General features: G+C 70.6%; 21 protein-coding genes. 10 read left to right on the forward strand and 11 right to left on the reverse strand.

Annotated features, from left to right (window positions below):
* From AB0J55_RS07390 to AB0J55_RS07400, 3 genes are read right to left on the reverse strand one after another with little or no spacing between them, the layout of a single operon-like run.
* Entirely contained in the window at window positions 1-2,199 is a 2,199-nt protein-coding gene (locus AB0J55_RS07390) for a VanW family protein (protein ID WP_364244160.1), read from the reverse strand.
* Window positions 2,200-2,223: 24 nt separating this feature from the next.
* Window positions 2,224-2,556, reverse strand: a complete 333-nt coding sequence (locus AB0J55_RS07395; RefSeq protein WP_013230909.1) for a co-chaperone GroES — start codon at window positions 2,554-2,556, stop codon at window positions 2,224-2,226.
* Window position 2,557: 1 nt separating this feature from the next.
* Window positions 2,558-4,363: an NHL domain-containing thioredoxin family protein gene (locus AB0J55_RS07400; RefSeq protein ID WP_364245936.1), complete on the reverse strand. Its 1,806-nt coding sequence runs from the start codon at window positions 4,361-4,363 to the stop codon at window positions 2,558-2,560.
* Between the two features lie 153 nt (window positions 4,364-4,516).
* Here AB0J55_RS07400 and AB0J55_RS07405 point away from each other — a divergent pair, with 153 nt between their 5' ends.
* Window positions 4,517-5,092, forward strand: coding sequence for a hypothetical protein (locus AB0J55_RS07405; protein WP_364244163.1), 576 nt, complete (start codon window positions 4,517-4,519; stop codon window positions 5,090-5,092).
* A 589-nt stretch (window positions 5,093-5,681) separates the two neighbouring features.
* Here AB0J55_RS07405 and AB0J55_RS07410 read toward each other — a convergent pair.
* Genes AB0J55_RS07410 through AB0J55_RS07425 form a run of 4 tightly spaced genes read right to left on the reverse strand, consistent with a single transcriptional unit; the run spans window position 5,682 to window position 10,707 of the window.
* Complete coding sequence (locus AB0J55_RS07410) at window positions 5,682-7,985, reverse strand: oxidoreductase (RefSeq protein WP_364244166.1); 2,304 nt, start codon at window positions 7,983-7,985, stop codon at window positions 5,682-5,684.
* A 55-nt stretch (window positions 7,986-8,040) separates the two neighbouring features.
* Entirely contained in the window at window positions 8,041-8,814 is a 774-nt protein-coding gene (locus AB0J55_RS07415) for an amino acid ABC transporter ATP-binding protein (protein WP_364244169.1), read from the reverse strand.
* Entirely contained in the window at window positions 8,811-9,743 is a 933-nt protein-coding gene (locus AB0J55_RS07420) for an amino acid ABC transporter permease (RefSeq protein ID WP_364244172.1), read from the reverse strand. The genes AB0J55_RS07415 and AB0J55_RS07420 overlap by 4 nt, the downstream gene beginning before the upstream one ends.
* A gap of 25 nt (window positions 9,744-9,768) precedes the next feature.
* On the reverse strand, window positions 9,769-10,707 hold the full coding sequence (locus tag AB0J55_RS07425; protein ID WP_364244174.1) for an ABC transporter substrate-binding protein: 939 nt from the start codon (window positions 10,705-10,707) through the stop codon (window positions 9,769-9,771).
* A 138-nt stretch (window positions 10,708-10,845) separates the two neighbouring features.
* Here AB0J55_RS07425 and AB0J55_RS07430 point away from each other — a divergent pair, with 138 nt between their 5' ends.
* Genes AB0J55_RS07430 through AB0J55_RS07440 form a run of 3 tightly spaced genes read left to right on the forward strand, consistent with a single transcriptional unit; the run spans window position 10,846 to window position 14,298 of the window.
* Window positions 10,846-12,501 carry a circularly permuted type 2 ATP-grasp protein gene (locus AB0J55_RS07430; RefSeq protein ID WP_364244177.1) on the forward strand — a complete coding sequence of 552 codons (1,656 nt, stop codon included), beginning with the start codon at window positions 10,846-10,848 and terminating at the stop codon, window positions 12,499-12,501.
* Between the two features lie 10 nt (window positions 12,502-12,511).
* Window positions 12,512-13,459 carry an alpha-E domain-containing protein gene (locus tag AB0J55_RS07435; protein WP_364244180.1) on the forward strand — a complete coding sequence of 316 codons (948 nt, stop codon included), beginning with the start codon at window positions 12,512-12,514 and terminating at the stop codon, window positions 13,457-13,459.
* Complete coding sequence (locus AB0J55_RS07440) at window positions 13,456-14,298, forward strand: transglutaminase family protein (protein ID WP_364244183.1); 843 nt, start codon at window positions 13,456-13,458, stop codon at window positions 14,296-14,298. The genes AB0J55_RS07435 and AB0J55_RS07440 overlap by 4 nt, the downstream gene beginning before the upstream one ends.
* On the opposite strand, the gene AB0J55_RS07445 is transcribed toward AB0J55_RS07440, so the two are convergent.
* A complete protein-coding gene (locus tag AB0J55_RS07445; protein ID WP_364244185.1) occupies window positions 14,295-15,299 on the reverse strand; it encodes a hypothetical protein in 1,005 nt (334 codons plus the stop codon). The two genes, AB0J55_RS07440 and AB0J55_RS07445, sit on opposite strands and share 4 nt — an antisense overlap.
* An 84-nt stretch (window positions 15,300-15,383) precedes the next feature.
* On the opposite strand from AB0J55_RS07445, the gene AB0J55_RS07450 reads away from it, so the two are divergent.
* Complete coding sequence (locus tag AB0J55_RS07450) at window positions 15,384-15,944, forward strand: TetR family transcriptional regulator (RefSeq protein ID WP_364244187.1); 561 nt, start codon at window positions 15,384-15,386, stop codon at window positions 15,942-15,944.
* On the opposite strand, the gene AB0J55_RS07455 is transcribed toward AB0J55_RS07450, so the two are convergent.
* Window positions 15,941-17,359, reverse strand: coding sequence for a M20/M25/M40 family metallo-hydrolase (locus AB0J55_RS07455; RefSeq protein ID WP_364244189.1), 1,419 nt, complete (start codon window positions 17,357-17,359; stop codon window positions 15,941-15,943). The genes AB0J55_RS07450 and AB0J55_RS07455 overlap by 4 nt on opposite strands.
* 370 nt (window positions 17,360-17,729) lie before the next feature.
* Here AB0J55_RS07455 and pdhA point away from each other — a divergent pair, with 370 nt between their 5' ends.
* The 3 genes from pdhA to AB0J55_RS07470 are packed head-to-tail and all read left to right on the forward strand — an operon-like array spanning window position 17,730 to window position 21,302.
* Window positions 17,730-18,935, forward strand: a complete 1,206-nt coding sequence (gene pdhA, locus AB0J55_RS07460) for a pyruvate dehydrogenase (acetyl-transferring) E1 component subunit alpha (protein WP_364244191.1) — start codon at window positions 17,730-17,732, stop codon at window positions 18,933-18,935.
* Window positions 18,935-19,927: an alpha-ketoacid dehydrogenase subunit beta gene (locus AB0J55_RS07465; RefSeq protein ID WP_364244194.1), complete on the forward strand. Its 993-nt coding sequence runs from the start codon at window positions 18,935-18,937 to the stop codon at window positions 19,925-19,927. Before pdhA ends, AB0J55_RS07465 begins: the two co-directional genes overlap by 1 nt.
* A 16-nt stretch (window positions 19,928-19,943) precedes the next feature.
* Window positions 19,944-21,302, forward strand: a complete 1,359-nt coding sequence (locus tag AB0J55_RS07470; protein WP_364244197.1) for a dihydrolipoamide acetyltransferase family protein — start codon at window positions 19,944-19,946, stop codon at window positions 21,300-21,302.
* A 34-nt stretch (window positions 21,303-21,336) separates the two neighbouring features.
* Here the strand turns inward: AB0J55_RS07470 and AB0J55_RS07475 are convergent, their stop codons facing one another.
* Window positions 21,337-21,627, reverse strand: a complete 291-nt coding sequence (locus tag AB0J55_RS07475) for a DUF6191 domain-containing protein (protein ID WP_364244200.1) — start codon at window positions 21,625-21,627, stop codon at window positions 21,337-21,339.
* A gap of 95 nt (window positions 21,628-21,722) precedes the next feature.
* Here AB0J55_RS07475 and AB0J55_RS07480 point away from each other — a divergent pair, with 95 nt between their 5' ends.
* Both AB0J55_RS07480 and AB0J55_RS07485 read left to right on the forward strand, forming a co-directional pair.
* Complete coding sequence (locus tag AB0J55_RS07480; protein WP_364245938.1) at window positions 21,723-22,307, forward strand: helix-turn-helix domain-containing protein; 585 nt, start codon at window positions 21,723-21,725, stop codon at window positions 22,305-22,307.
* Between the two features lie 20 nt (window positions 22,308-22,327).
* Window positions 22,328-24,274, forward strand: a complete 1,947-nt coding sequence (locus tag AB0J55_RS07485) for an ABC transporter ATP-binding protein (RefSeq protein ID WP_364244203.1) — start codon at window positions 22,328-22,330, stop codon at window positions 24,272-24,274.
* Here AB0J55_RS07485 and AB0J55_RS07490 read toward each other — a convergent pair.
* Window positions 24,271-25,167 carry a zinc-binding dehydrogenase gene (locus AB0J55_RS07490; protein WP_364244205.1) on the reverse strand — a complete coding sequence of 299 codons (897 nt, stop codon included), beginning with the start codon at window positions 25,165-25,167 and terminating at the stop codon, window positions 24,271-24,273. The two genes, AB0J55_RS07485 and AB0J55_RS07490, sit on opposite strands and share 4 nt — an antisense overlap.
* Window positions 25,168-25,205 lie beyond the last annotated feature (38 nt).

Here is a 25,205-nt window from a genome sequence, read left to right on the forward strand (position 1 = left end):
TCAACACAGAACGGTCGGACGCGGACCGTAGGTCGCCGTGTGCGACGTCCGCCTGACCTCGGTGCCGCTCGCGACGTCGTAGAGCACGCGCGTGTCGGTGACGCTGAACCCGGACGAGCCGATCGACGGCCGGCACGGGCCGCTCCCACCGGAGCCGAACTGGATCGGGGGCGGGTCGCCGGGGGTCTGCTCGCCGGTCTGGCCCTCGACGCGGAAGTGCCGGGTGCCCCAGATCCGGACGGTCACCGCGTCGCCGGACACCGTGGCCTGGATGGCGATGCCGGTCGCCGCGTCGTTGGTCAGCTTGAGCTCGACGGGGCTGCCGTCGGCGTTGACGGCCTTGGCGTCGCGGCCGGCGGGGTAGCGGTCGAGGTAGTGGTCGTGGTTCAGGTGACCGGCGTCGGCGAGCCCGGCGAGGTAGGCGGCGTTGTACAAAGTGGACGCCAGCTGCGAGACGCCACCACCGACGACGTCGGGTCCGGTGCCGTCCTCGTCGACCGGCGCGGGCACGTAACCGGCGTCCGCAGTGCGCGGGCCGGAGCGGCCCCCGAGGCTGAAGGTCTCGCCGGGCTTGACGATGGTGCCGGAGACGCGGGCGGCGAGCGTCTGGTTGTTCGTCGCGGCCGGGCCGGCCAGGCCACCGGTGGTGAACTCGCCGATGACCTCCTTGATGCCGAGCGCGCTGGCGGCGTCGGTGGTCACGCTGGGTGCCGACGCGCGGTAGACGACCGGGAGATCGCGCTGGTCCGTCTTCTTGAGGACGTCGATCAGGGGGAGGAAGGTCTTCTCCCAGTCGATCTTGCGGGCGTCCTCGGAGGGCTCGACGGCGGGCTGGTCACCGCTGAAGACGATCTGCGCGTCCTTGCCGTCGGTCTCGGTGCTCGCGAGGTCGTCCTTCAGGGCGCCCTGCAGCTTGCCTTGGTCGATCCGGACCTCGAGGGCCCCGCCTTCGACGGGCGCGAACTGGAACGCCGACGCGATGACGGCCGGCTTCAGCGGAACGTCCTTGCCCTGGCCGTGCACGACGACCGGCTTCGCGACGGCGGGCACGACGATCTGCTGGTAGGCGGCCTGCACGCCGGCTGCGGTCGCCCGCACGGGCGTGATCGCCATGGCGAGCTTGACCCCGCCGGGGTCGAGCCAGTGGTCGGTGACGGTGTGCACGGCCCCGGCGAGATCGGTGAGCTGCTGGCCCTGCCGCGGCAGGACCGGGTAGGGCGTGACACCGCCGTCGCTGCCGTCGATCGGCGTGAACCCGACCGAGCCTTCGGTGGCGAGGTGGTTCAGCTTGCCCTCGGCGAGCTCACGCAGGGCATCGCTGATCCGGTTCGGATCGGTGCGCGTGGCGACCCCGACCTCGCGGCTGGTGAAGAAGGACATGATCCGCGTGATCGGGCTGAGCGGCTGGTGCCCGGCGAGCCCGAGGGTGTTCGGCCAGTCGAGCCCGAGCCCGGACTGCGAGGGCACCAGCGCGGCCTGCACATCCCCGCCGTGCACGACAACGGGCCGGATCAGCCGCGGCTCGAGCTCCCTCCGCAGCTTGGCTTCGGCCTCGGCATGGGAGAGCCCCCCGACATCGATCCCGGCGACGGTCACCCCGCGTGGAACATCCCCGGCGCTGACGGCGAGGTCGATGGCGTAGAGGATGACGAACAGGCCGAGCGCAAGCCCGATGGCCATCATGGTCCGCGCCACGCCCTTGCGCAGCTTCCGAGCGGGAGTGTCGGGAGCCGGGGGAGGGGTGGGGGTTTCGAGAAGCTCGCCGAGCAGATCATCGGAAAAGAGATCAGTGGTGGCGGCGGCAGGTTTGGCGGGGACATCGGGTTCCGCAGCAGGCCAGACCGGCGGCAACCCGGCAGCAGCGGTTGCCTCGGCAGACGCCTCGGCCGGCGCGGCCCAATCCGGCACCGAATCGCTGCTCGGCCCCCCGGGCACCACAGGCGGCTCGACCAGCGCAGGCGCCCCAACCGAACCCGCCGCCGCAGGTCCCTCAGCCAGCGCAGGCGCCGCAGCGGAGCCGACCGCCGCAGGCGGCTCGGGCGGGGCCGGCTGCTCGGATGTCTCCGTGCTGCCCTGCTCGATCGCCCGCTCCGGCTCGGGTTCGGCGGCGGGCGCCGGCAGCTCCTGCTCGGCGTCGGGCCACACCTCGGCGGCCGGTACCTCGACTGCCGCGCTCTCGGTCGCCTCTTCGTCTGCCACGCCCCTGCCTTCCGCGGGACCGACCTACAGGTAGAGCCCCGTCCCGTGCTCGGTCCGCTCGGTCGCCACCGCGTGGATGTCGCGTTCGCGCATCACCAGGTGCCCTTCGCCCTGGATCTCGACCTCGAGCTGGTCCTCCGGGTTGAACAGCACGCGGTCGCCAGTCTTGACGTTCCGCACACTGTTGCCCACGCCCAGTACATCACCCCAGGCCAGCCGGCGCGCGACCTGAGCCGTTGCGGGGATCACGATGCCGCCGCTGCTGCGGCGCTCCCCCTCTTCCGGCGACAGCCGCACGAGCACGCGATCGTGCAGCATCTGGATTTCGAGTTTCGGCCCGTCAGACACGGCCTGCATGTTACTCGGCAGTCCGCGGCGCACCGGCCATGACCAGACTCAACTCGCGGGCTCCGCCGCTTTCCAGCCGCACCGGCACGCCCCAGTCCTGCCGGGTGATGCGGCACGCCGGGTGCTCGCCGCCGTCATCGCAGCTCGCCGCCTGGGCGACCACCTGCAGCACGCCTTCGCCCGCGGCGAGGCGGATCTTGCGGCTCAGGTCCGTGCCCGTGCCCCCGCCGTCGACCAGCAGGGACGGCGGGGACGCGCTGATCTCCAGCCGCGTCGACGGGCCGAAGCGGTCGTCCAGCTTCTCGCCGGGTGGGGCCGTGAACACCACCGAAAACTCGATTTCGCCCGGGGCCAGCACCGTCGGCGGGCGGCGCACGGCGTGCGCGTCGCCGGCCACGACCGTCGGCTCGGCGGACGGCAGCGGGCCGATCCGGTTGGCCGCCGACTCGACGACCAGCAGCTCGCCGTCGTGCAACAGCAACCCCTGCGGCTCGGCGAGCCCGGTGGCGATCGTGCTCACCTCGCGGGTGAAGACGTCGAACCGGCGGACCGCGCCGTTGTAGGTGTCCGCGATCGCGATCTTGTCGCCGGGCAGCACGGCCAGGCCCAGCGGGTGCTGCAGCAGCGCCTTGTCGGCGGGGCCGTCGGTGTGGCCGAACGAAAAGAGGTCGACGCCGATCGCCGTCTGGACGGTGAACGACTCGCCGTCGGGCTCGATCCAGCGCAGCGCCGACGTCTCGGCGTCGACGAGCCACAGCTTGTCGCCGTCCACGGCCAAACCGGACGTCTGCGCGAAAAAGGCTTCGCTGACATCGCCGTCGCGGAGGCCTTCGACGGTCGTCCCGGCGAAGCGGCGGATCGTGCCGCTGACCGGGTCGAAGATGCTGAGCGTGTGGTTGCCCGCCATGGCGACGACGACCCCGCCGGCCGGGCCCCACCAGGCGACGTCCCACGGGCTCGTGAGATCGACGCCCTTGCCGGAATCCGGCCCGCTGCGCCACTGCGCGCCGGTGCCGGCGACCGTCGTCACCTCGCCGGTGATCAGGTCCAGGCCGCGCAGCCGGTGCCCGGCCGTGTCGGCGACCACGGCGTGGTAGCCGACGCGCTCGGCGACGTCGTACGGCAGCAGCGCGATGCCCGACGGCTCGGCGAAGGTCGCGATGTCGAACGGGCCGTCCTGGCCGCCGCGCTCCCCGCTGCCGAAGCGGCGGATGACGGTCTCGCCGTCCGAAGCGAACTCGACGATCGCGTGGTGCCCCGTGTCGGCGACCAGCACGCGCCCCTCGGCCGTGGCGACGGCCTTGCTCGGGAACCGCAGCTCGGCGGCCTGCTCCTCGACCGGCACGTACGGGCTGCCGCCGCGGCGCAGCGTCCCCTTGGCTTCGTGCTTCGTCACCAGGTCGGCGATGACGCGGCGAAGCGCCTCTTCGTGCCCTTCGCCGGCGGCGACGTGCACGACGTACCCCTCGGGGTCGACGACCACCAGCGTCGGCCACGCGCGGACCGCGTACTGCGACCACAGCTCCATCTCCGGGTCGTTGACGACCGGGTGGTGCACGTCGTAGCGGCGGACCGCGGCTTCGATCGACGCGCGCTCGCCCTCGTGCAGGAACTTCGGCGAGTGGACACCGATCGTGACCAGCACGTCCGCGAACTCGGCCTCCAGCGGCCGCAGCTCGTCGAGCACGTGGAGGCAGTTGATGCAGCCGCTGGTCCAGAAGTCCAGCAGCACGACGCGGCCGCGCAGCTCGGCGAGGGTGAGCGGGCGGCCGCCGGTGTTCAGCCAGACGTCGCCGCGCAGCTCGGGGGCGCGCACGCGGCTCTGCGGTCGTGGGGAAGTCACGGCATGAGTGAACTACACGCGTTCACGCTCTGTTCCGCGGTCCGCCCGATGAGAGAACAAACTCACCCCTTGTGGGTGGCCGAAAAAGGACGGGCGTGCCGGTGAACCGCCGCTTAGGCTCGGCTCATGACCCCCGTCCAACCGGCCGGCGCCCTCACCCCGGAGGAGGCGCGGCACCTGCAGGAGAACCTCCGGGAACCCGTGCGTCCCGGGCTGAGCGAAACCGAGCTCGACGACGTCGAGCGCCGGTTCGGCTTCCGCTTCGCCGCGGACCACCGCACGTTCCTGTCCGCCGGCGTCCCGATCGGCGACCGCTGGCCCGACTGGCGCTGCGGCAACCCGGAGCAGCTGCGCAAACGTTTGGCATGGCCGGTCGACGGCGTACTGTACGACGTCGAACACAACGGCTTCTGGCTCCCGGACTGGGGCACCCGCCCGGTCGGCCCCGAGGACGCGGTCCGCGAGGCCCGCCGCCGCCTGGCCGACGTCCCGCAACTGGTGCCGGTGTGCGGGCACCGGTACCTGCCGGGCCTGCCGGACACGGTCGGCTACCCGGTGCTGTCGGTGTACCAGACGGACATCATCGTGTACGGCAGCGACCTGCGTGACTACCTGCACCGCGAGTTCGCAACGGGCGGAATCAGCACGGCCCCACCGGACGGCCCGCGTTATATCCCGTTCTGGTCCCGCTTCATCGACTAGCCTCGGCGGCCCGGGCGGCCGTCTTGACCCAATAGAGGAGCTGGGTGGTCATCCCGTCGCCTGAGGCCGTCAAATCACTTTGAGCCGGGCCCGCAACACACAGCGCAACGCGAGAGAACAGCGCAACATTGCGGGCCCGGCTCAAAGTGATAGGCCTCAATCAGGCGACGGGATGACCACCCAGCGGCCCACCTCACAAAGCCGAGGGGACAGCGGGACGAGGGGTCATCCCGGAGCCTGCCCGTCCGGCGAGGACATTCTTTAAAGCCGCGGCAGAAAGATCTACCGCGGCTTTGCTCTGCCGCGGCTGGGCAGCGGGTCCGACCTCCCCCGCCCCTCCGGTAGGAGTTTCAGCCGCCGGTCGGGTTTGTCAAGGCGGGAAAGCGTGCCTTGACAAACCCGCCCACCGGCTGAAGGGACGCTGAGGATGAGGGCGGGGGAGGTCTGGTGACGTCGTACTCACCTTCCGCTGCCGGCCGCCGGTAGCTGACGTCCTACTCGCCGCCGGTTCCGAATTCCCTGTGGACAACCGCCCTCGGCGGCACCGATTCCGTCGGTCCCCTCCGCTAGCGTGGAAAACGGGGGCTGCTCAGTTCTCCCTACGCAGCATCCGGCTCACGCCGGCCGCTACCGTCGTCGCCAGGATCCAGCCTGAGGCCGTGAAGCCCGCCGCCACCCAGTTGTCCGCGCCGTGCATGTACCACCTCGACTTGTTGCCGAAGTCGACGATCGGGACCAGCAAATCCGCCGTGTAGATCACCGGGTTCCACTGCAGGCCCGTGTCCTGCTGGTTGACCACGCAGCGCTCGCCGTTCGCCACGACCCGGCCCGACTTGTCGTGGACGCAGTCGTCCGTGCCCAGGCCGAACCACAGGCTGCCCAGCACCAGCAGCGTCAGCAGCCAGCCGAGGGCCCGGACCGGGCGGTAGCCGTAGCCCACCATCGAGCGCTGGAGCCAGCTCCACAGCCGCACCCCCGGGCCGAAGAACTTGAAGCCGCGGGCCAGGGCCTCGTACCTGAACTGCTGCTTGCGCAACGCCACCGTCGACGCGTGTTCTTCGTTTCCCGCCGCGCGCAGCATGTGGGCCAGCTGGTCGTACGGGCCCGGGCGGTAGCCGCGCATGGCCTTGCGCAGCATCTCGATCCGCTCGTCCAGTGCCTTGTCGTCGTCGAGGGGGATGCCCTTCTTCAACGCGTCGTAGCGGAAGTCCTCCAGCTCGATGCCCTCCGACGCCTCCCAGAACTGGTCGTTGTCGCTCAACGTGCCGCAGTGCGCGCGGCGCAGCACCACGCGGCCGGCCGGCGCCGAGCTCGGCGTCAGGATGAACTCGTCCGAGGCGACGTCGCCCGCGTCGAGGGCCACGTTGAACGGGGGCAGGGATCCCAGCTGGGATCCGCGCAGGTCCACCCGGCGGGCGACCTGGGCGCCGTCCAGGTTGACGCCGCCTTCGGCCACGAACGGGCGGCCGTTGTTGTCGCGCAGGGTCAGGTCGCGGCCGACCCGGCCGGTCCGGACGTCGAGGGAATAACTGCTGGTCGCGCGGCGGCCTGGGTCCGTCAGGCGGGTGCCCGCCAGGTTGATGCTGCCGCCGACGTCCACGCCCTGCAGGCGCAGCGTGCCGTGGATCGTGGCGTCCGTGAGCTGGAAGTTGCCCGCGATCTTCGACCGGCGGGCGGAGAACACGTCCCGGCCGGGGTGGCGGAACATCGAGTTCCAGGCCAGGAAGTTGCCGCCGACCGTGACGTCGGCCAGGCGCAGCTGGCCCGCCGGCACGCGCAGGCTCGTCGCCTCGATGTCGCCGCCGATCTCGGAGCCGTCCAGGTGCAGCGCGCGGTCGTAGTACGGCACCGTCTTGCCGCGTTCGACGCGGATTTCGGCGCCGGCCAGCCGCAGCGAGCCGCCGATGCGGGCGTTGACCATGCGCAGCGTGCCCAGCGCCTGCAGGCCGTCGGACAGCTCGACGTTCCCGTCGACGCGCATCCGGTCCGCGACCAGCGCCGGCCGCGGGTCCAGGTACGGGTCGTTCGACTTCCACGCGTCGACGGCGATCGGCCCGTGCTGGGACACCGTCAGCTTGGCCTCGCGCAGCGAGATGTCGCTGTCCACGGTCGCGCTCGGCAGGTACATGATCCCGGTCGCGGAGAACCGTTTGCGCTGGCTGGCCGGCCCGTAGTTGTCGACCTCGCACAGCAGGCTGCCGCCGATGTGCAGGCCGTTGCCGTTGAGCGCGAAGCCGTCGGGGTTGTTCAGCGTGGCTCCCGAGAAGTTGACGTTACCGCCGGTCCGGAGGCCGGGGAGGCGGACTTCGCCGTTCGCGACCATCCGGTAGGCCAGCAACGCGCCGGTCAGCACCAGCCGGTCGGCCTGGATGGCCTTGCCGTGCGGGTGCGAGATCACGGTGCGGGTCAGCACCATCGACCCCTCGATCACCGCGTCGGTCAGGTTGACCGCGGCGTTCGGCATGCCGCGTTCGCGGTCGTCGCCGCGCTGGACGGTCGTCTCCTCGATTTCGCGGACGTCGCCGTCGACCTGCACGACGCTGCGGATCAGCCGGACGTCGTTGCGGCTGCGCATGTTGCGGGCCTTGAGCCCCGGCAGCCAGCACTTGCGGAACACCAGGCCCAGCAGGTTCGCCTCGCGCACGTCCGGCGGCTGCTCGAACCGGCACCGCTCGAACCGGAACAGGTACTTCAGGTCCGCGGCCCGCAGGTCCAGCGTCCCGGTGATGTAGGCGTCTTCGACGTAGACGATCGGGGCGTTGGTGGCCTGCCGCCGCCAGCGCATCAGGCCCGCGTTACCGGGTTTCAGCAGGTCGGCGGCCCTGACTTCGTAGCGGCGATCGGGGATGCCCGCGAACGGGTCGAGAGGGGGCAGCACGCTTTCGGTCGTCAAAACGCCGCCCCCCTCCCTCACCCGCTTTCAAAATAGCGAACCGCGACGGGTTCCGTCAGGCGTTCGGGTTGAGCACCCGGGCCAGGAACGACTTGGTCCGCTCCTCGCGCGGGCTCCCGATCACCCGTTCCGGCGGCCCTTCTTCGACGACGACGCCGCCGTCCATGAAGAGCACCTTGTCCGCCACCTCGCGCGCGAACTGCATCTCGTGCGTGACGACGACCATGGTCATGCCGTCCTTGGCGAGCTGCTTCATCACGCCGAGGACGTCGCCGACGAGCTCCGGGTCCAGCGCGGACGTCGGCTCGTCGAACAGCATCAGCTTCGGCTCCATCGCCAGCGCCCGGGCGATCGCGACCCGCTGCTGCTGCCCACCGGACAGCTGCGCCGGGTAGTTCTTCGCCTTGTCGGCGAGGCCGACGCGCTCCAGCAGCTCGTGCGCCCGCTGCCGGACCTGCGCCTTCGGCTCGCGCCGGACCTGGATCGGCGCCTCCATGACGTTCTCGATCGCCGTCATGTGCGGGAAGAGGTTGAAGCGCTGGAACACCATGCCGATGTCCTTGCGCTGGAACGCCACCTCCTTCTCGCGCAGCTCGTGCAGCTTGTCGCCACGCTGCTTGTAGCCGACCAGCACGCCGTCGACGTACAGCCGGCCGGCGTCGATCTTCTCGAGGTGGTTGATGCAGCGCAGCAGCGTCGACTTGCCCGAGCCGGACGGCCCGATCAGGCAGAGCACCTCCCGCTCCTGCACCTCGAGGTTGATGCCCTTGAGGACGTGGACGCTGCCGAAGCTCTTGTAGATCCGCTGCGCGGACACCACGGGGGTCATGTGACGTTCCCTCCACCCCGGCTGAACATCCGCGACGCCCAGCCCTGCCGCTGGACCACGTCACGCGAAGTGCCCCGCGCGAAGCGCTTCTCGATCTGGATCTGGACCAGCGTCAGCACCGACGTCATGAACAGGTACCAGGCGGCCGCCACGATGAGCAGCGGGACCGTCTTGTAGTTCTGCGAGTAGATGGTCTGCACCGCGACCATCAGCTCGAAGTAGCCGATGGCCACGACCAGCGACGTCGTCTTCAGCATCGAGATCGTCTCGTTGCCGGTCGGCGGGATGATCACCCGCATCGCCTGCGGCAGGATGATCCGCCGCAGGGTCTTCGTCCGGCTCATGCCGAGCGCGCTCGCCGCTTCCAGCTGGCCCGAGTCGACCGACTGGATGCCACCGCGCACGATCTCCGCCATGTACGCGGCTTCGTTGAGGCCGAGGCCGAGCAGCGACGCGGTGAACTGCGTGATCAGCTGGTTGGTGTCCCAGCTGACGAACTCCGGCCCGAACGGGATGCCCAGGCCGAGGCGCGGGTAGGCCAGCGCCAGGAAGTTCCAGATCACCAGCTGCGTGATCAGTGGCGTGCCGCGGAACAGCCAGATGTAGATGCCCGCCGCCCCGGAGGTCAGCGGGTTGGGCGACAGCCGCATCACGGCCAGCAGGATCCCGCCGACGATCCCGATCAGCATCGCGATCACGGTCAGGATCAGGGTGTTCTGCAGGCCGCGCAGCACCCGGTCGTCGAAGAGGTAGTCCCCGACGACCGGCCACTGCAGTGCGTCGTTCGTGATCACGCTGCGGGCCACGATGAACGCGAGGAAGAGGATGACCACCCCGGCCACCCAGCGCCCGTAGTGGCGCACCGGGACGGCCTGGATGGGCTCGGCTTCGGCCGGCGCCTCGGCTGGAGGCGCTTCGGAGGAACTCACGGAAACCAGTCCTAACTGAAACGCCTCAGGAGGCCGGGTTGATCTCCGACTTGGTGACCGCGCCCGCGGCGTTCAGACCCCACTTGTCCAGGATCTTCTTGTACGCGCCGCTGTCGATCAGCTTCTGGATCGCGCCCTGGACGGCCTTGCCGAAGTCGCCGCTGTTCTTCGGCAGCACGATGCCGTACGGCGCCGTGTCGTACGGCGTGCCGACCGACTCGAGCTGGCCGTTGGTCTGCTTCACCGCGTAGTCGATGACCGGGGAGTCGGCCAGCTCGCCCTGCACGCGCTTGGCGGTGAGGGCCAGGTTGACGTCGGTCTGGGCCTGCAGCTGCGTGACGTCGATGGCGGGCTTGCCCGCACCGGTGCAGGCGGCGTTCTTCTTGTCGAGGTCCTCGACCTGGGTGGTGCCCTTCTGGACGGCGACCTTCTTGCCGCACAGGTCGTCGACCTTGAGGCCGTCGGGGTTGCCCTTCAGCACGGCCAGCGAGGTGCCCGCGCTGTAGTAGGAGATCATGTCGACCGACTGCAGCCGCTCGGCGTTGATGCTGAACGACGACATCGCCAGCTCGTACTTCTTGGCGCCGATGCCGGGGATGATGCCGTCGAAGGCGGCGTTCTGGAAGTCCATCTGGACGCCGAGCACCTGGCCGATGGCGGTGCCGAGGTCGACGTCGAAGCCGGCCGGCTTGCCGCCGTCGACGAACTCGTTCGGCGGGTAGCTCTGGTCCTGGCCGACCACGATCTTGCCGTCGGCCTTCACGTCGGCGGGCACCATCGCGGCCAGCGCGTCGTCCTTGGCGACCGCACCCACGTCACCCGATCCGGCGCCCGGCGCGGCGGCGGAGGTGCTGGAGCCGACGTTGCCCGCGCCGCTCCCTCCCGCGCCGCACGCCACGGTCAAGCCGACCAGGGCGAACGCAGGCAGCAGGGCGATCGCCTTGAGCTGGGTTCCTCGGGCCACGTCGTCACTCCTCGTAGTTCTCAGGTTCTGAGAGCACGCATATTGCCACTCATCCATACCAAAGCACAGCACCGTGAAGTTACAGCGATGTTTAGAGGAGCGCGCGAGTGTCGCTTCCGAAGCGCACGGTGAGCAAGGATGTCGTTCATGAACGCCACCCCGCCGCGGCTGCCCCCCTCCGGTCGACGCGCGAGGAAGACGGCGACCAGCCGGATCACCCGTCCGGGGGCCCGGTTCGACGGGTACCTGGCCCCGGACCGGCCGCACGCGGGCGCCTACGACGAAATGTTCGCCGCCGACGGGACGGTCCGCGGCCCGTACCGCGCGCTGTACGAGTCGATCGCGGCGCTCGACGCGCACGACCTGAACTCGCGGGCGCTCGCGCTGGACCGCGCGATGGTCGACCAGGGCATCACGTTCTCGCTGTCCGGACAGGAACGGCCGTTCCCGCTGGACCTGGTGCCGCGGGTGATCCAGGCCGCCGAGTGGGCGAAGCTCGAGCGCGGTGTCGCCCAGCGCGTCCGCGCCCTGGAAGCGTTCCTCGCCGACGTCTACGGCGACCGGCAGATCCTGCGCGACGGCGTGCTGCCGCGCCGGCTGATCACCTCGTGCGAGCACTTCCAGCGGGAGGCGTTCGGCATCAACCCGCCGAACGGCGTGCGCCTTCACGTGTCCGGTGTGGACCTCGTGCGTGACGAAGAGGGCACGTTCCGCGTGCTGGAGGACAACCTGCGCAACCCGTCCGGGGTGTCGTACGTGATGGAGAACCGGCGGACGATGGCCCGGGTCTTCCCGGACCTGTTCGCCCAGCACCGGGTGCGACCGGTCGGCGACTACGCGTCGCACCTGCTCCGGGCGTTGCGCGCGGCGGCCGCGGCGAACGTCGCCGACCCGACCGTCGTCGTGCTCACCCCCGGTGTCTACAACTCGGCGTACTTCGAACACTCGCTGCTGGCCCGGCTGATGGGCGTCGAGCTGGTCGAGGGCCGGGACATGTTCTGCCGCGACAACGTGGTCTACCTGCGGACCACCGAGGGCGAACGCCAGGTCGACGTCATCTACCGGCGGATCGACGACGAGTTCCTCGACCCGGTGCACTACCGGCCGGACTCCGTGCTCGGCGTGGCCGGCGTGCTGAACGCGGCCCGGGCGGGCAACGTCGTCGTCGCGAACGCCGTCGGCAACGGTGTCGGCGACGACAAGCTCGTCTACACCTACGTGCCGGAGATGGTGAAGTACTACCTGAACGAAAAGCCGCTGCTGCCCAATGTGGACACCTTCCGCTGCTGGCTGCCGGACGAGTTCGACCACGTCATGGCCCACCTCGACGAGCTGGTCGTGAAGCCGGTCGAGGGCTCGGGCGGCTACGGGATCGTGTTCGGGCCGGAGGCGACCCCGGCGGAGCTGGCGACGCTGCGGCGGAAGGTGCGCGCGAACCGGCGCGGCTGGATCGCGCAGCCGGTGGTCCAGCTCTCGACCGTCCCGGCCAAGGTGGACGACCGGCTCGCGCCGCGGCACGTCGACCTGCGGCCGTTCGCCGTCAACGACGGCAAGGACATCTTCGTGCTGCCCGGCGGGCTGACCCGGGTGGCGCTGCCGGAGGGCAGCCTGGTCGTCAACTCCTCGCAGGGCGGCGGCTCGAAGGACACGTGGGTGCTGGCGTCCCGGGCGTCGACGGCCGAGCGCGAGCTGGAGTCCCCGGCCCTCGGCGCGATGTCCACTGTGGACGGCCTGGTCGCCGAGCAGGGACCCGAGCTGACCTCGTCCCAGCAACAGCAGCAACAGCAGAGCTAGGGAGGTTCCGATGCTGGCCCGCAACGCGGAGTCGCTGTACTGGATCGGCCGGTACGTCGAACGCGCCGACGACACCTCCCGCATCCTCAACGTCTCGGTCCACCAGCTGCTGGAGGACGCCACCGTCGACCCGGACCACGCGAGCCGGCAGCTGCTGGCCGTCCTCGGCATCGACCCGGCCGGCGCGGAGGACCTCGACGTGTGGAAGCTGACCGAGCTGGTGGCGTACGGGAAGGACAACCCGGCGTCGATCGTCGGCTCGATCAACTCGGCGCGCGAAAACACGCGCGGCGCCCGCGAAGTCGTCCCGACCGAGCTGTGGGAATGCCTGAACGCGACGTGGAACGCGGTGCCCGACCGGCAGCGCTACGCCCGCCGCGCCGGCCCGCACGCGTTCCTGTCGTTCGTGGAGGAGCGCGCGGCGATGTTCGCGGGGCTGGCCGACTCGACGATGTCGCGGGACGACGGCTGGCTGTTCATGGTGCTCGGCCGGTCGATCGAACGCGCCGACATGGTCGTGCGGCTGCTGTTGTCCCGGGTCGCGGACCGCGCGTCTTCGCCGGGCTGGATCACGGTGCTGCGCTCGGCCGGCGCGCAGGACACCTACCTGCGGACGTACCGGGGTGCCCTGGACGCCGGCCGTGTCGTGCAGTTCCTGTTGCGCGACACGCTGTTCCCGCGTTCGGTGTTCCACGCGCTGCGGCAGGCCGAGGAGTGCCTGCAGCGGCTCGACCCGGGCAGCGGGTCGCGCAGCAACGAGAAGTCCGAAGCCCTGCGCGAACTCGGCCGGGCCCGCAGCGAGCTCGAGTTCCTCCGCCCGTCGGAGCTGCTCACCGACCTGCCCCGGCGGCTCGGCGCGCTGCAGACGTCGATCAAGGAGATCGGGGAAGCGGTCTCGATGCAGTACTTCAGCACGTCGCCGTGGGTGGCGTGGAGCGGCGCGGAGGTTTCCCTGTGACGTGGCAGCTGCGGGTCGCGCACCGGACGGGCTACCGGTACGCGACACCGGCGACGCAGTCGTACAACGAGGCCCGGCTGACCCCGCGCTCGGACCGCCGCCAGACGACGGTCGCGACCCGCATCGAGACGACCCCGGCCACCCGCGCCTACCGGTACACGGACTACTGGGGCACGGTCGTGACGTCGTTCGACCTCCACGCCCCGCACACCGAGTTCACGGTGCTGGCGACGTCGGTGGTCGAGACGGCCGACGAGGCCGAGCCGATCCGCACGGCGTCGTGGAAGGACCTGCGGTCCGAGACGGTGATCGACCACCGCACGGAGTACCTGACCCCGACCGACTACACCCCGCACGACACGACGCTGGCGCGCGAGGCCCGTGCCCTCCGCACCGGCCTGGACCCGGCGGACGCGGTCCTGGCCGTGTGCGAGTGGGTGAACAAGCAGCTGAAGTACCAGCCGGGCACGACCGGCGTCCACTCGACGGCGACGGACGCCTGGCAGGCGCGTGAAGGTGTGTGCCAGGACTTCGCGCACGTGACGCTGGTGATGCTGCGCGCGATCGGCGTCCCGGCCCGGTACGTGTCGGGGTACCTCCACACCAAGCCGGACGCGAAGCTCGGCGAGGTGGTCGAAGGGGAGTCGCACGCCTGGGTCGACGTCTGGACCGGCGGGTGGTGGGCGTACGACCCGACGAACGCGATCCCGGTCGGGCCGCGGCACGTGTGGGTGGCGATGGGCCGGGACTACGCGGACGTGGCGCCGTTGAAGGGCATCTTCACCGGCGGCGGACAGTCCACTTTGGACGTCTCGGTGCACCTGACCCGGCTCGCCTAGAGCAGGAAGGTCCCGCCCGCCGCTTCGGCCACGTCCGCGCCGAGGGCCGACGCCGGCGTGTGCGCGCCGGGTTTGCCCTCACCGCGGGCCAGGCGGGCCGCGACCTCGGCCACGACCGCCGCGGTGAAGTCCATGCCCTCGCCCGCGCGCAGCCAGCCTTCGCGGGTCGTGCCGCCGGGCCAGGTCACCACGGCGTGCCCCCAGGTGTGCGTGCGGGGGCGGGGCGCCGCCTTCGTGCGGACCGCGGCGAGCCGCCGGACGGCGAACCGGCGCACGACCGGGATCGACACCAGCCGCCCGAGCAGCGGGAGCAGGGCCCGGACCACCGGAGCGGCCGGCGCCAGCCCGGAGAAGACCGTGACGTCCGGCGCGCCGCTCGCGCGCTGGGCGGCGACCAGCTCGCCCGAGGCGATGCCCGCCACCGTCGCCGTCTCGCCGTCCGGCAGGACGATGGTGCGCGGCTTCGCGCCTCTGGCCGAGACCGCGGTCAGCGCGTCGACGATGCTGGCGGCCAGCGCGACCCCGACGGTCCCTTCTTCGACGGCGACCGACGCCAGCGCGTCGACCTGCACGCGGCTCGGCGTGTCCCGCCCCTCGCACAGCTTCGCGACGACGGCCTCCGTGGCCAGGACGCCGAACCCGGCGCCGGTCACGAAGGTGCTGCCGCCGGCCAGGGCCTCCTCGTGCAGGTCGAGCAGCCGCCGGACCGAGATCAGGTCCGCCGCCATGTCCACGTAGTGCCCGCCGGGCAGGCACGCGCGCGCGATCGTCGCGGCCGTGGCGGCGTACTCGCCGATCGTGTTGATGACGACCGCGGGCCGCTGCCGGCGGATCTCGGCGGCCATGGCCTCGACGCCGTCGGCGACGACGAACTTCGAGCCGGTCGCGGCCAGGCGTTCCCGGTGGCGGCCGACCAGCACGGCCCGGATGCCCCGGCGCTCGAGTTCGGCGGTGATGGCCAGGCCGGTGCGGCCCAAGGCGCCGAGCACCCAGATCTCCATGACGACTCCCTAGCTGATGTCTCAGTGTGTCATCACCGAGGCTAGCACGTGATGACACACTGAGACATCAGCTAGGGTGAGGCCGTGGCCAGATGGGATCCCGGAACCGCGGACCGGCTGCGGAAAGCCGCGCTGGAGCTGTACGCCGAGCACGGCTACGACGCCGTGACGATCACGCAGATCGCCGAACGGGCCGGGATCACGCGCCGCACGTACTTCCGCTACTTCCCCGACAAGCGCGAAGTCCTCTTCGCGGGCGCGGAACAACTGCCGCCCGCGGTCGCCGAAGCCGTACTCGCCGCCGAAGAAGGCGAGTCACCGCTTCGCACCACGCTCGCCGCGCTGGCGGACGTGGGTACGCGGATCACGCAGGTCGTCGACCCGTCGCCCGAGCGCCGCGCGATCATCGCCGCCTCGCCCGAGCTGCGCGAACGCGAGCGCAGCAAGACGGCCGCGATCACGACGGCGATCCGGTCCGGGCTCGAACAGCGGGGAACCGATCCCGACCTGGCGAAAGCGGCCGCGCAGGTCGCGACGATCGTCTTCGGCACCGCGTTCGACCGGTGGATCGACGCGGCCGGGAAGCAGGACTTCCCGGCGTGCCTGGAGACGGCCGCCGCGACCGTGCGCGAAGCCTGCCGCTAACCGCGGGCGTGCGCGTCCAGGATGTGCGCGACGGCCTCGGTGACCTGCTGCGCGTAGTCCAGGTGCAGCCACTCGTCGGGCACGTGGATGTTCGAGTCGGCCCCGCACGCGCCGGTGACCAGGAACTGCGCCTCCGGGTACTTCCGCGAGAGCAGGCCCATGAACGGGATCGAGCCGCCCATGCCGGTCGCGCGGTGCGGGCGGCCGAACACCTCGTCGCTGACCGTGCGCAGGGCCGTCGTCAGCCACGGCGACTCGGTCGGCGCGTTCCAGCCGTTCTCCGCCTGCGGCGAGCCGAGGGTCACCTTCGCGCCGTACGGGACGTCGGTGGTCAGGGCGCGCTTCACGGCTTCGAGCGCCTTCTCGGCGTCAGCCGTCGGCGGGAGGCGGAAGCTCAGCGTCAACGTCGTGCTCTCGCGCAGGACGTTGCCGGCGTCGGCGGGCTTCGGGAAGCCGTCCGCGCCGATCACCGACAGCGTCGGGCGCCACGCGTTGTTGAGCATCAGCTCCAGCGCGTCTTCCGTGATCACGCGCCCGCCTTCGACCAGCGGGAACGCCTTCGACAGCGCCTCCGGGAAGTCCTGCGAGACGGCCTTCAGCTCCGACAGCCGGTTCGCCGGGACGTCGACCTTGAGCTCGTCCAGGAGCAGCTCGCCGGTCGCGCTGTCCTCGAGGCGCTCGATCAGGTGCCGCAGGATCCGGAACGAGCTCGCGACGACGCCGGACGCGATGCCGGAGTGCTGCGCCGCGCCCAGCAGCTGCACGGTGACGTCGAGGTGCAGCATCCCGCGCAGGCTCGTGACCAGCCACAACCGCTCGTAGTCGCTGCCGCCGGCGTCGAGGCAGATGACCAGGGACACCTCGCCGATGCGGTCGGCCAGGTGCTCGACGTAGGCGGGCAGGTCGGGGCTGCCGGACTCCTCGCCGGTCTCCAGCAGCAGCACGATCCGGGCGTGCTCGCCGCCGGCCGCGTGCACGGCTTCGATCGCCGTCGTCGCCGCGTAGCCGGAGTAGCCGTCGTCGACGGACCCGCGGCCGTACAGCCGGCCGTCGCGGATCACCGGGGTCCACGGGTCGAGGCCCTCGGACCAGCCGCCCACCGGGGGCTGCTTGTCGAGGTGGCCGTACATCAGGACGGTGCCCTTGTCCGCCGCGCCCGGGGTCGCCGGGACGTCGACGAGCAACAGCGGGGTCCGGTCTTCGAGCTGCACGACCTCGAGGGTGGCGCCGGGCAGGTCACGCCCGGCGATCCACTCGCGGACGTGCTCGACGGCGGCGGCCAGGTGCCCGCTCTTCGCCCAGTCGGCGTCGAAGGCCGGGGACAGGGCGGGGATCGCCACCAGCCCGGACAGGCTCGGGATGACGTCGCCGGTCCACGACGCCACTACGGATTCACGCACGGATTTCTGCTCCACCCGGCCATCGTGCCACGCACGTCCGACAGTGCTGCACATCACAACGTCGGCCCCCCGCCGGAAGATCACGCAGGTGCACGGCGGGTCACCCACCCGGGTAAGCCTGGTGAGCGCCGGAGCTGATCCCCAACTCTCGTAGTTCCGATGCTCGGGCTTCCTAACGTTTCCCCTGTTCAGGGCCCCTTTCTCAGCAACAAATCAGCATCCGTGCCTCACCAGAACGCCGACCTTCGTGCCAGGATGTCCGCGTGAACCGTCAACGCCGACGGTGACTGAGCGCTTCGGACCCGACGCGCTGGTCCCCGCCGGTGCAGTCGCTGTGGTCGCCACAAGCGGCCGCCAGAGGCACCGACACCGAGGAGTACTGCGCATGCCGTCCGAACAGTGGACGCACCCGGAACCCGGCGACGGGCCGGCCGCGGTAGCGGCCCAGCCATCGCCGGAGCAGGTGATCGCCGGGTTGCGAGCGACGAGCGAAGGTGGCGCTGAGCTGACTCAGCTGCTCACCCCCGAAGGCGAACGGGTTCCGTCGCCCCAGTTCGACAAGTACGTCGACGACATCGACGCCGAAGCACTCCGCGGCCTGTACCGCGACATGGTGCTGGTCCGGCGGGCCGACCGCGAAGCCAACGCCATGCAGCGCCAGGGCCAGCTGGGCATCTGGGTCCCGCTGCTCGGCCAGGAGGCCGCGCAGATCGGCTCCGGCCGCGCCCTCAAGGCGAACGACATGGCGTTTCCGAGCTACCGCGAGCACGGCGTCGCGTACACGCGCGGCGTCGACATGAAGGACCTGCTGGGCATCTTCCGGTGCACCGACCACAGCGGCTGGGACTACCGGGCCACCGGCTTCCACCCTTACACGATCGTGATCGGCAACCAGGTGCTCAACGCGGCCGGCTACGCGATGGGCCAGAAGTTCGAGGGCAAGGTCGGCGACGACGACGGCGAAGCCACGATCTGCTACTTCGGCGACGGCGCGACCTCGCAGGGCGACGTCCACGAAGGCTTCGTCTGGGCCGCCGTCTACGACGCGCCGCTGGTGTTCTTCTGCCAGAACAACCAGTGGGCGATCTCCGAGCCGACCGAGCGCCAGTCGCGCCTGCCGCTGTACCAGCGCGCCCGCGGCTACGGCTTCCCCGGCATCCGCGTCGACGGCAACGACGTCCTGGCCTGCCTGGCGGTGTCGCGCTGGGCGCTCGACGAGTGCCGCCACGGCAACGGCCCGGTCCTGATCGAGGCGTTCACCTACCGGATGGACGCGCACACGACGACCGACGACCCCACCCGCTACCGGCTCTCCGACGAGCTGGAGGAGTGGAAGCTCAAGGACCCGATCGAGCGCGTCCGGGCGTTCCTGGCCCGCGGCGGCGGCGCCGACCAGGCGTTCTTCGACAGCGTCCAGGCCGAGGCGGACGCCTTCGCCGCCGACCTGCGCGAGTACACGTTCAACATGCCGGAGCCACCGCCGGAGCGGATCTTCAGCAACGTCTACGCCGAGGGCAACCCGGTGCTGGAGGCGCAGCGCGCGGAGTTCCTGTCCTACCTCGACGGCTTCGTCTCGGCGGGTGAGCACTGATGACCGACCTCCAGAAACTCACCATCGGCAAGGCCCTCAACCTCGGCCTGCGCCGCGCGATGGAAGCGGACCCCAAGGTCCTGATCATGGGCGAGGACGTCGGCAAGCTCGGCGGCGTCTTCCGCATCACCGACGGCCTGCAGAAGGACTTCGGCGAGCAGCGCGTGCTGGACACGCCGCTGGCGGAGTCCGGCATCATCGGCACCGCGGTCGGCCTGGCCGTGCGCGGCTTCCGGCCGGTGTGCGAGATCCAGTTCGAGGGCTTCATCTTCCCCGGCTTCGACCAGATCTCCTCCCAGCTGGCGAAGCTGCACTACCGGACGCAGGGCAAGATCAAGATGCCGGTGGTGATCCGGGTGCCGTTCGGCGGCGGGATCGGCGCGGTCGAGCACCACTCGGAGTCGCCGGAGTCGCTGTTCGCGCACATCCCGGGCCTCAAGGTCGTGTCGATTTCGAACGCCGTCGACGCCTACTGGGGCATCCAAGAGGCGATCAAGTCGGACGACCCGGTGCTGTTCTTCGAGCCGAAGCGGCTGTACCACTCGGGTGCGCTGCGCGCGGAGATCGACGTGGCCGGCACGCCGGTTCCGTGCTTCTCGTCGCAGGTCGTCCGCGAAGGCACCACGGCGACGGTCGTCGCGTACGGCCCGTCGGTGAAGGTGGCCCTCGACGCGGCCGCCGCGGCCGAGGACGAAGGCAAGTCCCTCGAGGTCATCGACCTGCGCACGCTCTCGCCGCTGGACCTCGGCCCGGTGTTCGAGTCGGTGCGCAAGACCGGACGGCTGATCGCGCTGTCGGAGGCGCCGTCCGAGTCGTCGCTGACCTCGGAGATCGCCGCGCGCGTCCAGCAGGAGTGCTTCTACTCGCTGGAAGCGCCGGTCCTCCGGGTGACCGGGTTCGACACGCCGTACCCGCCGGCCAAGCTCGAGGAGCACTACCTCCCCGACCTGGACCGGGTGCTGCACGCCGTCGACCGCTCGCTCGCCTGGTAAGGGGGATTTCCGCGCAATGCCCACGTACAAACAGTTTCCCCTGGCCGACACGGCGGAGGGGCTGACCGAAGCCGACATCCTGTCCTGGCACGTCAAGCCGGGCGACACCGTGACGGTGAACCAGATCGTGGTCGAGATCGAGACCGCGAAGGCCGCCGTCGAGCTGCCGATCCCGTGGGCCGGGGTCGTCACGGAGCTGCACGTCGAGCCGGGCCAGACGGTGGAGGTCGGTACGCCGATTCTCACCATCGACGTCGACCCGGGTGGTGCTTCCGCTCCTGCCGTTCCTGCCGTTTCGGCTGCTGCGCCTGCTCCCGCCGAGGCGGAGGAGGAGATGAAGCCGCTGGTCGGGTACGGCTCCAAGGCGGTGGTCACGCAGCGGCGCGCCCGCAAGGGTGCGGCTCCGGCCGCTCCCGCTCCGGCTGCTGCTGTCGCCGCCCCTCCGGCGCCTGCCCCGGTGGCACCGGCCCCGGTTGCTCCTGCCCCGGCTGCTCCTCGCGGCGGGTACGTCCCGTTGGCGAAGCCGCCGGTGCGGAAGCTCGCCAAGGACCTCGGCGTCGACCTGCACTCGCTGGCCGGGAGCGCGTCCGGTGGCGTGATCACCCGCGAAGACGTCGAGCGCGCGGCCAACGGAACCCCGGTCGCCGCCCCCGCGGCTCCCGCCGTGGACAGCGGGTCCCGCGAGCGGCGCGTCCCGATCAAGGGCGTCCGGAAGATGACCGCGGCCGCGATGGTGCAGAGCGCGTACACCGCTCCGCACGTCACGGAGTTCCTGACCATCGACGTCACGCCGATGATGGAGTTCCGCGAGAAGCTCAAGAAGTCGCGGGAGTTCGCCGGGGTCAAGGTCACGCCGCTGACGTTCGCGGCCAAGGCCGTGTGCCTGGCGGCGAAGCGGACGCCGGACGTCAACGCGGTCTGGGACGAAGCGGCGCAGGAGATCGTCTACAAGGACTACGTCCACCTCGGGATCGCCGCGGCCACCCCGCGCGGCCTGATCGTGCCGAAGGTCCGCGACGCCGACTCGATGTCGCTGAAGGAACTGGCCCAGGCGCTGACGGCGTTGACCGACACGGCCCGCGAGGGCAAGACGTCTCCGGCGGACATGGCGAACGGCACGATCACGATCACGAACGTGGGCGTGTTCGGCGTCGACACCGGAACGCCGATCATCAACCCGGGCGAGTCCGCGATCCTGTGCCTCGGCGCGATCAAGGACCAGCCGTGGGTGGTCGACGGCGAGATCAAGGTCCGGAAGGTGCTCCAGCTGTCGCTGAGCTTCGACCACCGCGTGGTCGACGGCCAGCAGGGTTCGGAGTTCCTCGCCGACGTCGGCGCCCTGCTGGCCGACCCGGCGATGGCCATGACGTACTGAGTTCTCGCAGGTGAGGGCCGCCTCCGGGCGGCCCTCACTTCCGGAAGACGATCTTCCCGGCGTCGAGGTCGACGTGGGTGCGCGGCGGGGCGCCGTCCGCCTCGTCGTCGACCAGCATCAGCTGGACCTGGCGCTGCTCGAGTTCATGCTGCTTCGTGCCGCCGAGGATCGCTTCCACCTCTTCGGTCGCCGCGACGCTCGCCACCCGCTGGCCGTCACCGCGGCGGTGCCACGGCAGGAACCGCCGGCCCCAGACCTCGAACACGGCCAGCAGGAACAGCAGCACCACCAGGATCGGGAACGCCATCGCCCAGAGCACACCCATGGAGCCAACTTATACCCGCTTGACGGAGTGAGCACTCACTCCGCACACTGGATGCCATGACACCAGCACCCGAAACCCGGCGAAGAGCGCCGGGCATGAGCGTCGAAGACCGGCGCGCCATGATCGTGCACGCGGTGCTGCCGCTCCTGATGGAGCACGGCGCCAACGTCACGACCAGCCAGATCGCCCGCGCCGCCGGTATCGGCGAGGGCACCATCTTCCGCGCGTTCAAGGACAAGGACGAGCTGTTCGACGCCTGCACCGCCGAGGTGCTGCGCCCCGACCACGTCCTCGACGCGATCGCCGAGATCCCCATCGAGCAGCCCCTTGCCGACCGGCTCGTCGAGGCCGCCGAAGCGCTCGGCGCGCACTTCGAGCGGATGGGCGCGCTGATGGGCGCCCTGCACGCGTCCGGCAGGCACAAGCAGCGCGACCCCGAGCAGCGCCTGAAGAATCGCACGATGAAGGGCGGCCGCAGCGAGTCGATGACCGCCATGCGCGGCGCGATCACCGAACTGTTCGAACCCGACCGGAAACGGCTGCGGCTGACCGCCGAACAGCTGGCCGCGCTGTTCCTGACGCTGCTGTTCGGCGGCCGCCGGATGGCGCCGATCGACGACGCCCCCACCACGCGCCAGGTGGTCGACGTCTTCCTGCACGGCGCCGTGGAGGCCCAGTGATCCCGGGCGGTGGGGGCGGCATGGAGTTCATGCTGGCCCGGCGCGGCCGACGGCGGCACGCGACGACAGTGCCGGAGAGCGGCCTCACCGGGCCCGTCGACATTCCGGAACCGAAGCAGGAGGACCAGCCGAAGGACCTGCGCTCCCGGCTGTCGCGCGCGAAGACGTCCGTCGCCGGCACGGTCCGCGGCCTGCCGAAGGTCGCGAAGCTGACGTGGCAGGCGAGCCCGGTCCTGACGATCCTCTTGGCGCTGATCACGCTGCTGTCGGGGCTGCTGCCGACCGTGACCGCGTACATCGCGAAGCTGCTGCTCGACGCCGTCGTCGCGGCGATCCAGGGCAAGGGCACCACGGGCGACATCGTCAACGTCGCGCTGTTCCAGTTCGGGGTGCTCGCGGCGACCGCGATCAGCAGCGCGGTGACGTCGATCGCGCAGTCACTGCTGCAGGAGCGGATGACGTTGACCATCCGCCACCAGGTGATGGCGCACGCGAGTGAACTGCACCTGGCGTACTTCGAGGGGTCGGCGTCCTACGACATGCTGCGCCAGGCCGCGCAGGAGGCGCCGACGCGGCCGCTGTCGATGATGAACTCCGCGCTGGGGCTGGTGCGGACGCTGATCACGTTCGGCAGCATGATCGCGCTGCTCGTCTCGATCAGCCCGCTGCTGGCGCTGGTCGCGCTGGTGGCGCCGATCCCGGCGTTCATCTCGCAGTCCAAGTACGGCTCGCGCGCGTTCTGGCTGACGTTCCTGATGTCGCCGATCAAGCGGCGGATGGACTACCTGTCGTCGCTGGTCACGACGGACACCTACGCCAAGGAGACGAAGCTGTTCGGGCTCGGCCCGTACTTCGTCGACCGGTTCCGCCGGCTCGGCCTGGTGTCCTACGAGCGGCAGCGGAAGCTGACGATCAACCGCAACGTCAGCTCGACGGCCTGGGGGCTGTTGAGCACGTTCGCGGGTTCGGCGATCGCGCTGTACATCGCCCTGGAGGCGGTCGGCGGGCGGCTGACCCTGGGTGACCTGGCGTTGTACACGGCCGCGGCGACGTCCGTGCAGACGTCGGTGTCCGGCCTGTTCACGGCGTTTTCGGGGATGTACGAGAACAATCTGTACCTGGACACGCTGTACCGCTTCCTGGACACGAAACCGGAGATCACCGCACCGGCGGCACCCCGCCCGATGCCGTCCACTGTGGAGGGTCACATCGAGTTCGACTCGGTGACGTTCGCCTACCCGGGTTCGGAAGAGCCGGCGCTGGAGGACGTCAGCTTCGAGATCCGCCCGGGCGAGACGGTGGCGGTGGTGGGCCGCAACGGCGCGGGCAAGTCGACGCTGTTCAAGCTCCTCTGCCGGCTGTACGACCCGACGGACGGCCGCATCCTGCTGGACGGCGTCGACATCCGCGAGTACGACCCGGACGAGCTGCGCACGCGGATCAGCGCGATGTTCCAGGACTACGTGACGTACCAGGGCACGGCGGCGGAGAACATCGGCCTTGGCGACCTCTCGCGGCTGGAAGACCGGCCGCACATCGAGGATTCGGCCCGCCGGGCGGGCGCCGACGAGCGCATCGAGCGGCTGCCGTCCGGCTACGACAGCCCACTGGGGAGGTGGTTCGACCAGGGCGTCTCATTGTCCGGCGGCGAGTGGCAGAAGATCGCTTTGGCACGGGCGTTCCAGCGCGAGGCGCCGTTGTTGATCCTCGACGAGCCGACGTCGGCGCTGGACGCCCAGGCCGAGCACGACCTGTTTTCACGGTTGCGGACGTTGTCCGAGGGCCGGACGACGCTGTACATCTCGCACCGGTTCTCGACGGTGCGTCAGGCGGAGCGGATCTTGTTGCTGGACCACGGGAAGGTGGCGGAGTACGGGACGCACGAGGAGCTGATGGCGGCGAAGGCGGGGTACGCGGAGTTGTTCACGCTGCAGGCGCAGGCGTACCTGGACGAGGTGCCGAGCTAGGGAACGAGCACGACCTTTCCGGTCCCTTCGCGGCTCTCGACGCGCGCGTGTGCGGCGGCGACGTCGGCGAGGGGGTAGGTCCGGTCGATGACGGGGGTCAGCGTGCCGTCCGCGACGAGGCCGAGTGCTTCGGCGCGGCCGGCCGCGACCCGCTTGCCATAGGCGTCCGGGCCGCCGAAGCCGATCAGCGTGAGGCCGCGCGCGATGAGCCCGGCGACGGGGAAGACCGGGAATTCGCCGCTGAGCATGCCGTAGGCGAGGATCCGGCCGTGCGGCGCGAGCTTCGCGGTGAGTTCGGCCGCGCGCGGGCCGCCGATGGACTCGAAGACGACGTCGATGCCGTCCGGCACGTTCTGCCGCCAGTCCGGGTCGCGGTGGTCGATGTCGGCCCGGCCTTTCCCGGCGGTGGTGACGACTCGGGCGCCTGCTCGCTCGGCCAGCCGGACCAGATAGCTGCCGATGGCCCCGGACGCGGCTTCGACCAGCACGGTTTCGTTTTCGACGACCTTCGCGGCGGTCATCAGGCCAAGCGCCACCGCGGCCGAAACGGCAGCGGCCACGGCCACCTCGGGCGTGAGGTCATCGGGCACGAGCGTGTACTGGCTCGCGGCGACGACCTCGGCGTACGCGCCACCGGTGTAGGACATGGTGACGACCCTTCGGCCACGCAGGCTCGCATCGTCGGCTTCGACGACGACCCCGGCGGCCTCGTGCCCGAAGATCGCCGGCGGCCCGGCCGGGATCAGCCCGGACCGCAGCTGAGTCTCGTAGAACGGAACTGCGATCGCCTCGGTCCGGATGAGGACCTCGCCGGCGTTCCGCTGCGGCTCAGGTCGCTCCTCGACCTTGAGCACTTCCGGGCCGCCCGTGCCGTACTGCACCACTGCGCGCATCGCATCCCCTTAACTGGACCATCGGTCAACTTACGGCG

Origin of the sequence: Amycolatopsis sp. NPDC049688 (assembly GCF_040674975.1) — a bacterium.
Taxonomy (GTDB): domain Bacteria; phylum Actinomycetota; class Actinomycetes; order Mycobacteriales; family Pseudonocardiaceae; genus Amycolatopsis.

Excerpts from the sequence above, each read along its gene's own strand:
- AB0J55_RS07395 (WP_013230909.1), bottom strand. The coding sequence starts at position 2,556 with ATGCAGGCCGTGTCTGACGGGCCGAAACTCGAAATCCAGATGCTGCAC.
- AB0J55_RS07405 (WP_364244163.1), top strand. The coding sequence starts at position 4,517 with ATGACCCCCGTCCAACCGGCCGGCGCCCTCACCCCGGAGGAGGCGCGG.
- AB0J55_RS07415 (WP_364244169.1), bottom strand. The coding sequence starts at position 8,814 with ATGACCCCCGTGGTGTCCGCGCAGCGGATCTACAAGAGCTTCGGCAGC.
- AB0J55_RS07430 (WP_364244177.1), top strand. The coding sequence starts at position 10,846 with ATGTCGTTCATGAACGCCACCCCGCCGCGGCTGCCCCCCTCCGGTCGA.
- AB0J55_RS07435 (WP_364244180.1), top strand. The coding sequence starts at position 12,512 with ATGCTGGCCCGCAACGCGGAGTCGCTGTACTGGATCGGCCGGTACGTC.
- AB0J55_RS07445 (WP_364244185.1), bottom strand. The coding sequence starts at position 15,299 with ATGGAGATCTGGGTGCTCGGCGCCTTGGGCCGCACCGGCCTGGCCATC.
- pdhA (WP_364244191.1), top strand. The coding sequence starts at position 17,730 with ATGCCGTCCGAACAGTGGACGCACCCGGAACCCGGCGACGGGCCGGCC.
- AB0J55_RS07465 (WP_364244194.1), top strand. The coding sequence starts at position 18,935 with ATGACCGACCTCCAGAAACTCACCATCGGCAAGGCCCTCAACCTCGGC.
- AB0J55_RS07470 (WP_364244197.1), top strand. The coding sequence starts at position 19,944 with ATGCCCACGTACAAACAGTTTCCCCTGGCCGACACGGCGGAGGGGCTG.
- AB0J55_RS07475 (WP_364244200.1), bottom strand. The coding sequence starts at position 21,627 with ATGGGTGTGCTCTGGGCGATGGCGTTCCCGATCCTGGTGGTGCTGCTG.
- AB0J55_RS07480 (WP_364245938.1), top strand. The coding sequence starts at position 21,723 with ATGAGCGTCGAAGACCGGCGCGCCATGATCGTGCACGCGGTGCTGCCG.
- AB0J55_RS07485 (WP_364244203.1), top strand. The coding sequence starts at position 22,328 with ATGGAGTTCATGCTGGCCCGGCGCGGCCGACGGCGGCACGCGACGACA.
- AB0J55_RS07490 (WP_364244205.1), bottom strand. The coding sequence starts at position 25,167 with ATGCGCGCAGTGGTGCAGTACGGCACGGGCGGCCCGGAAGTGCTCAAG.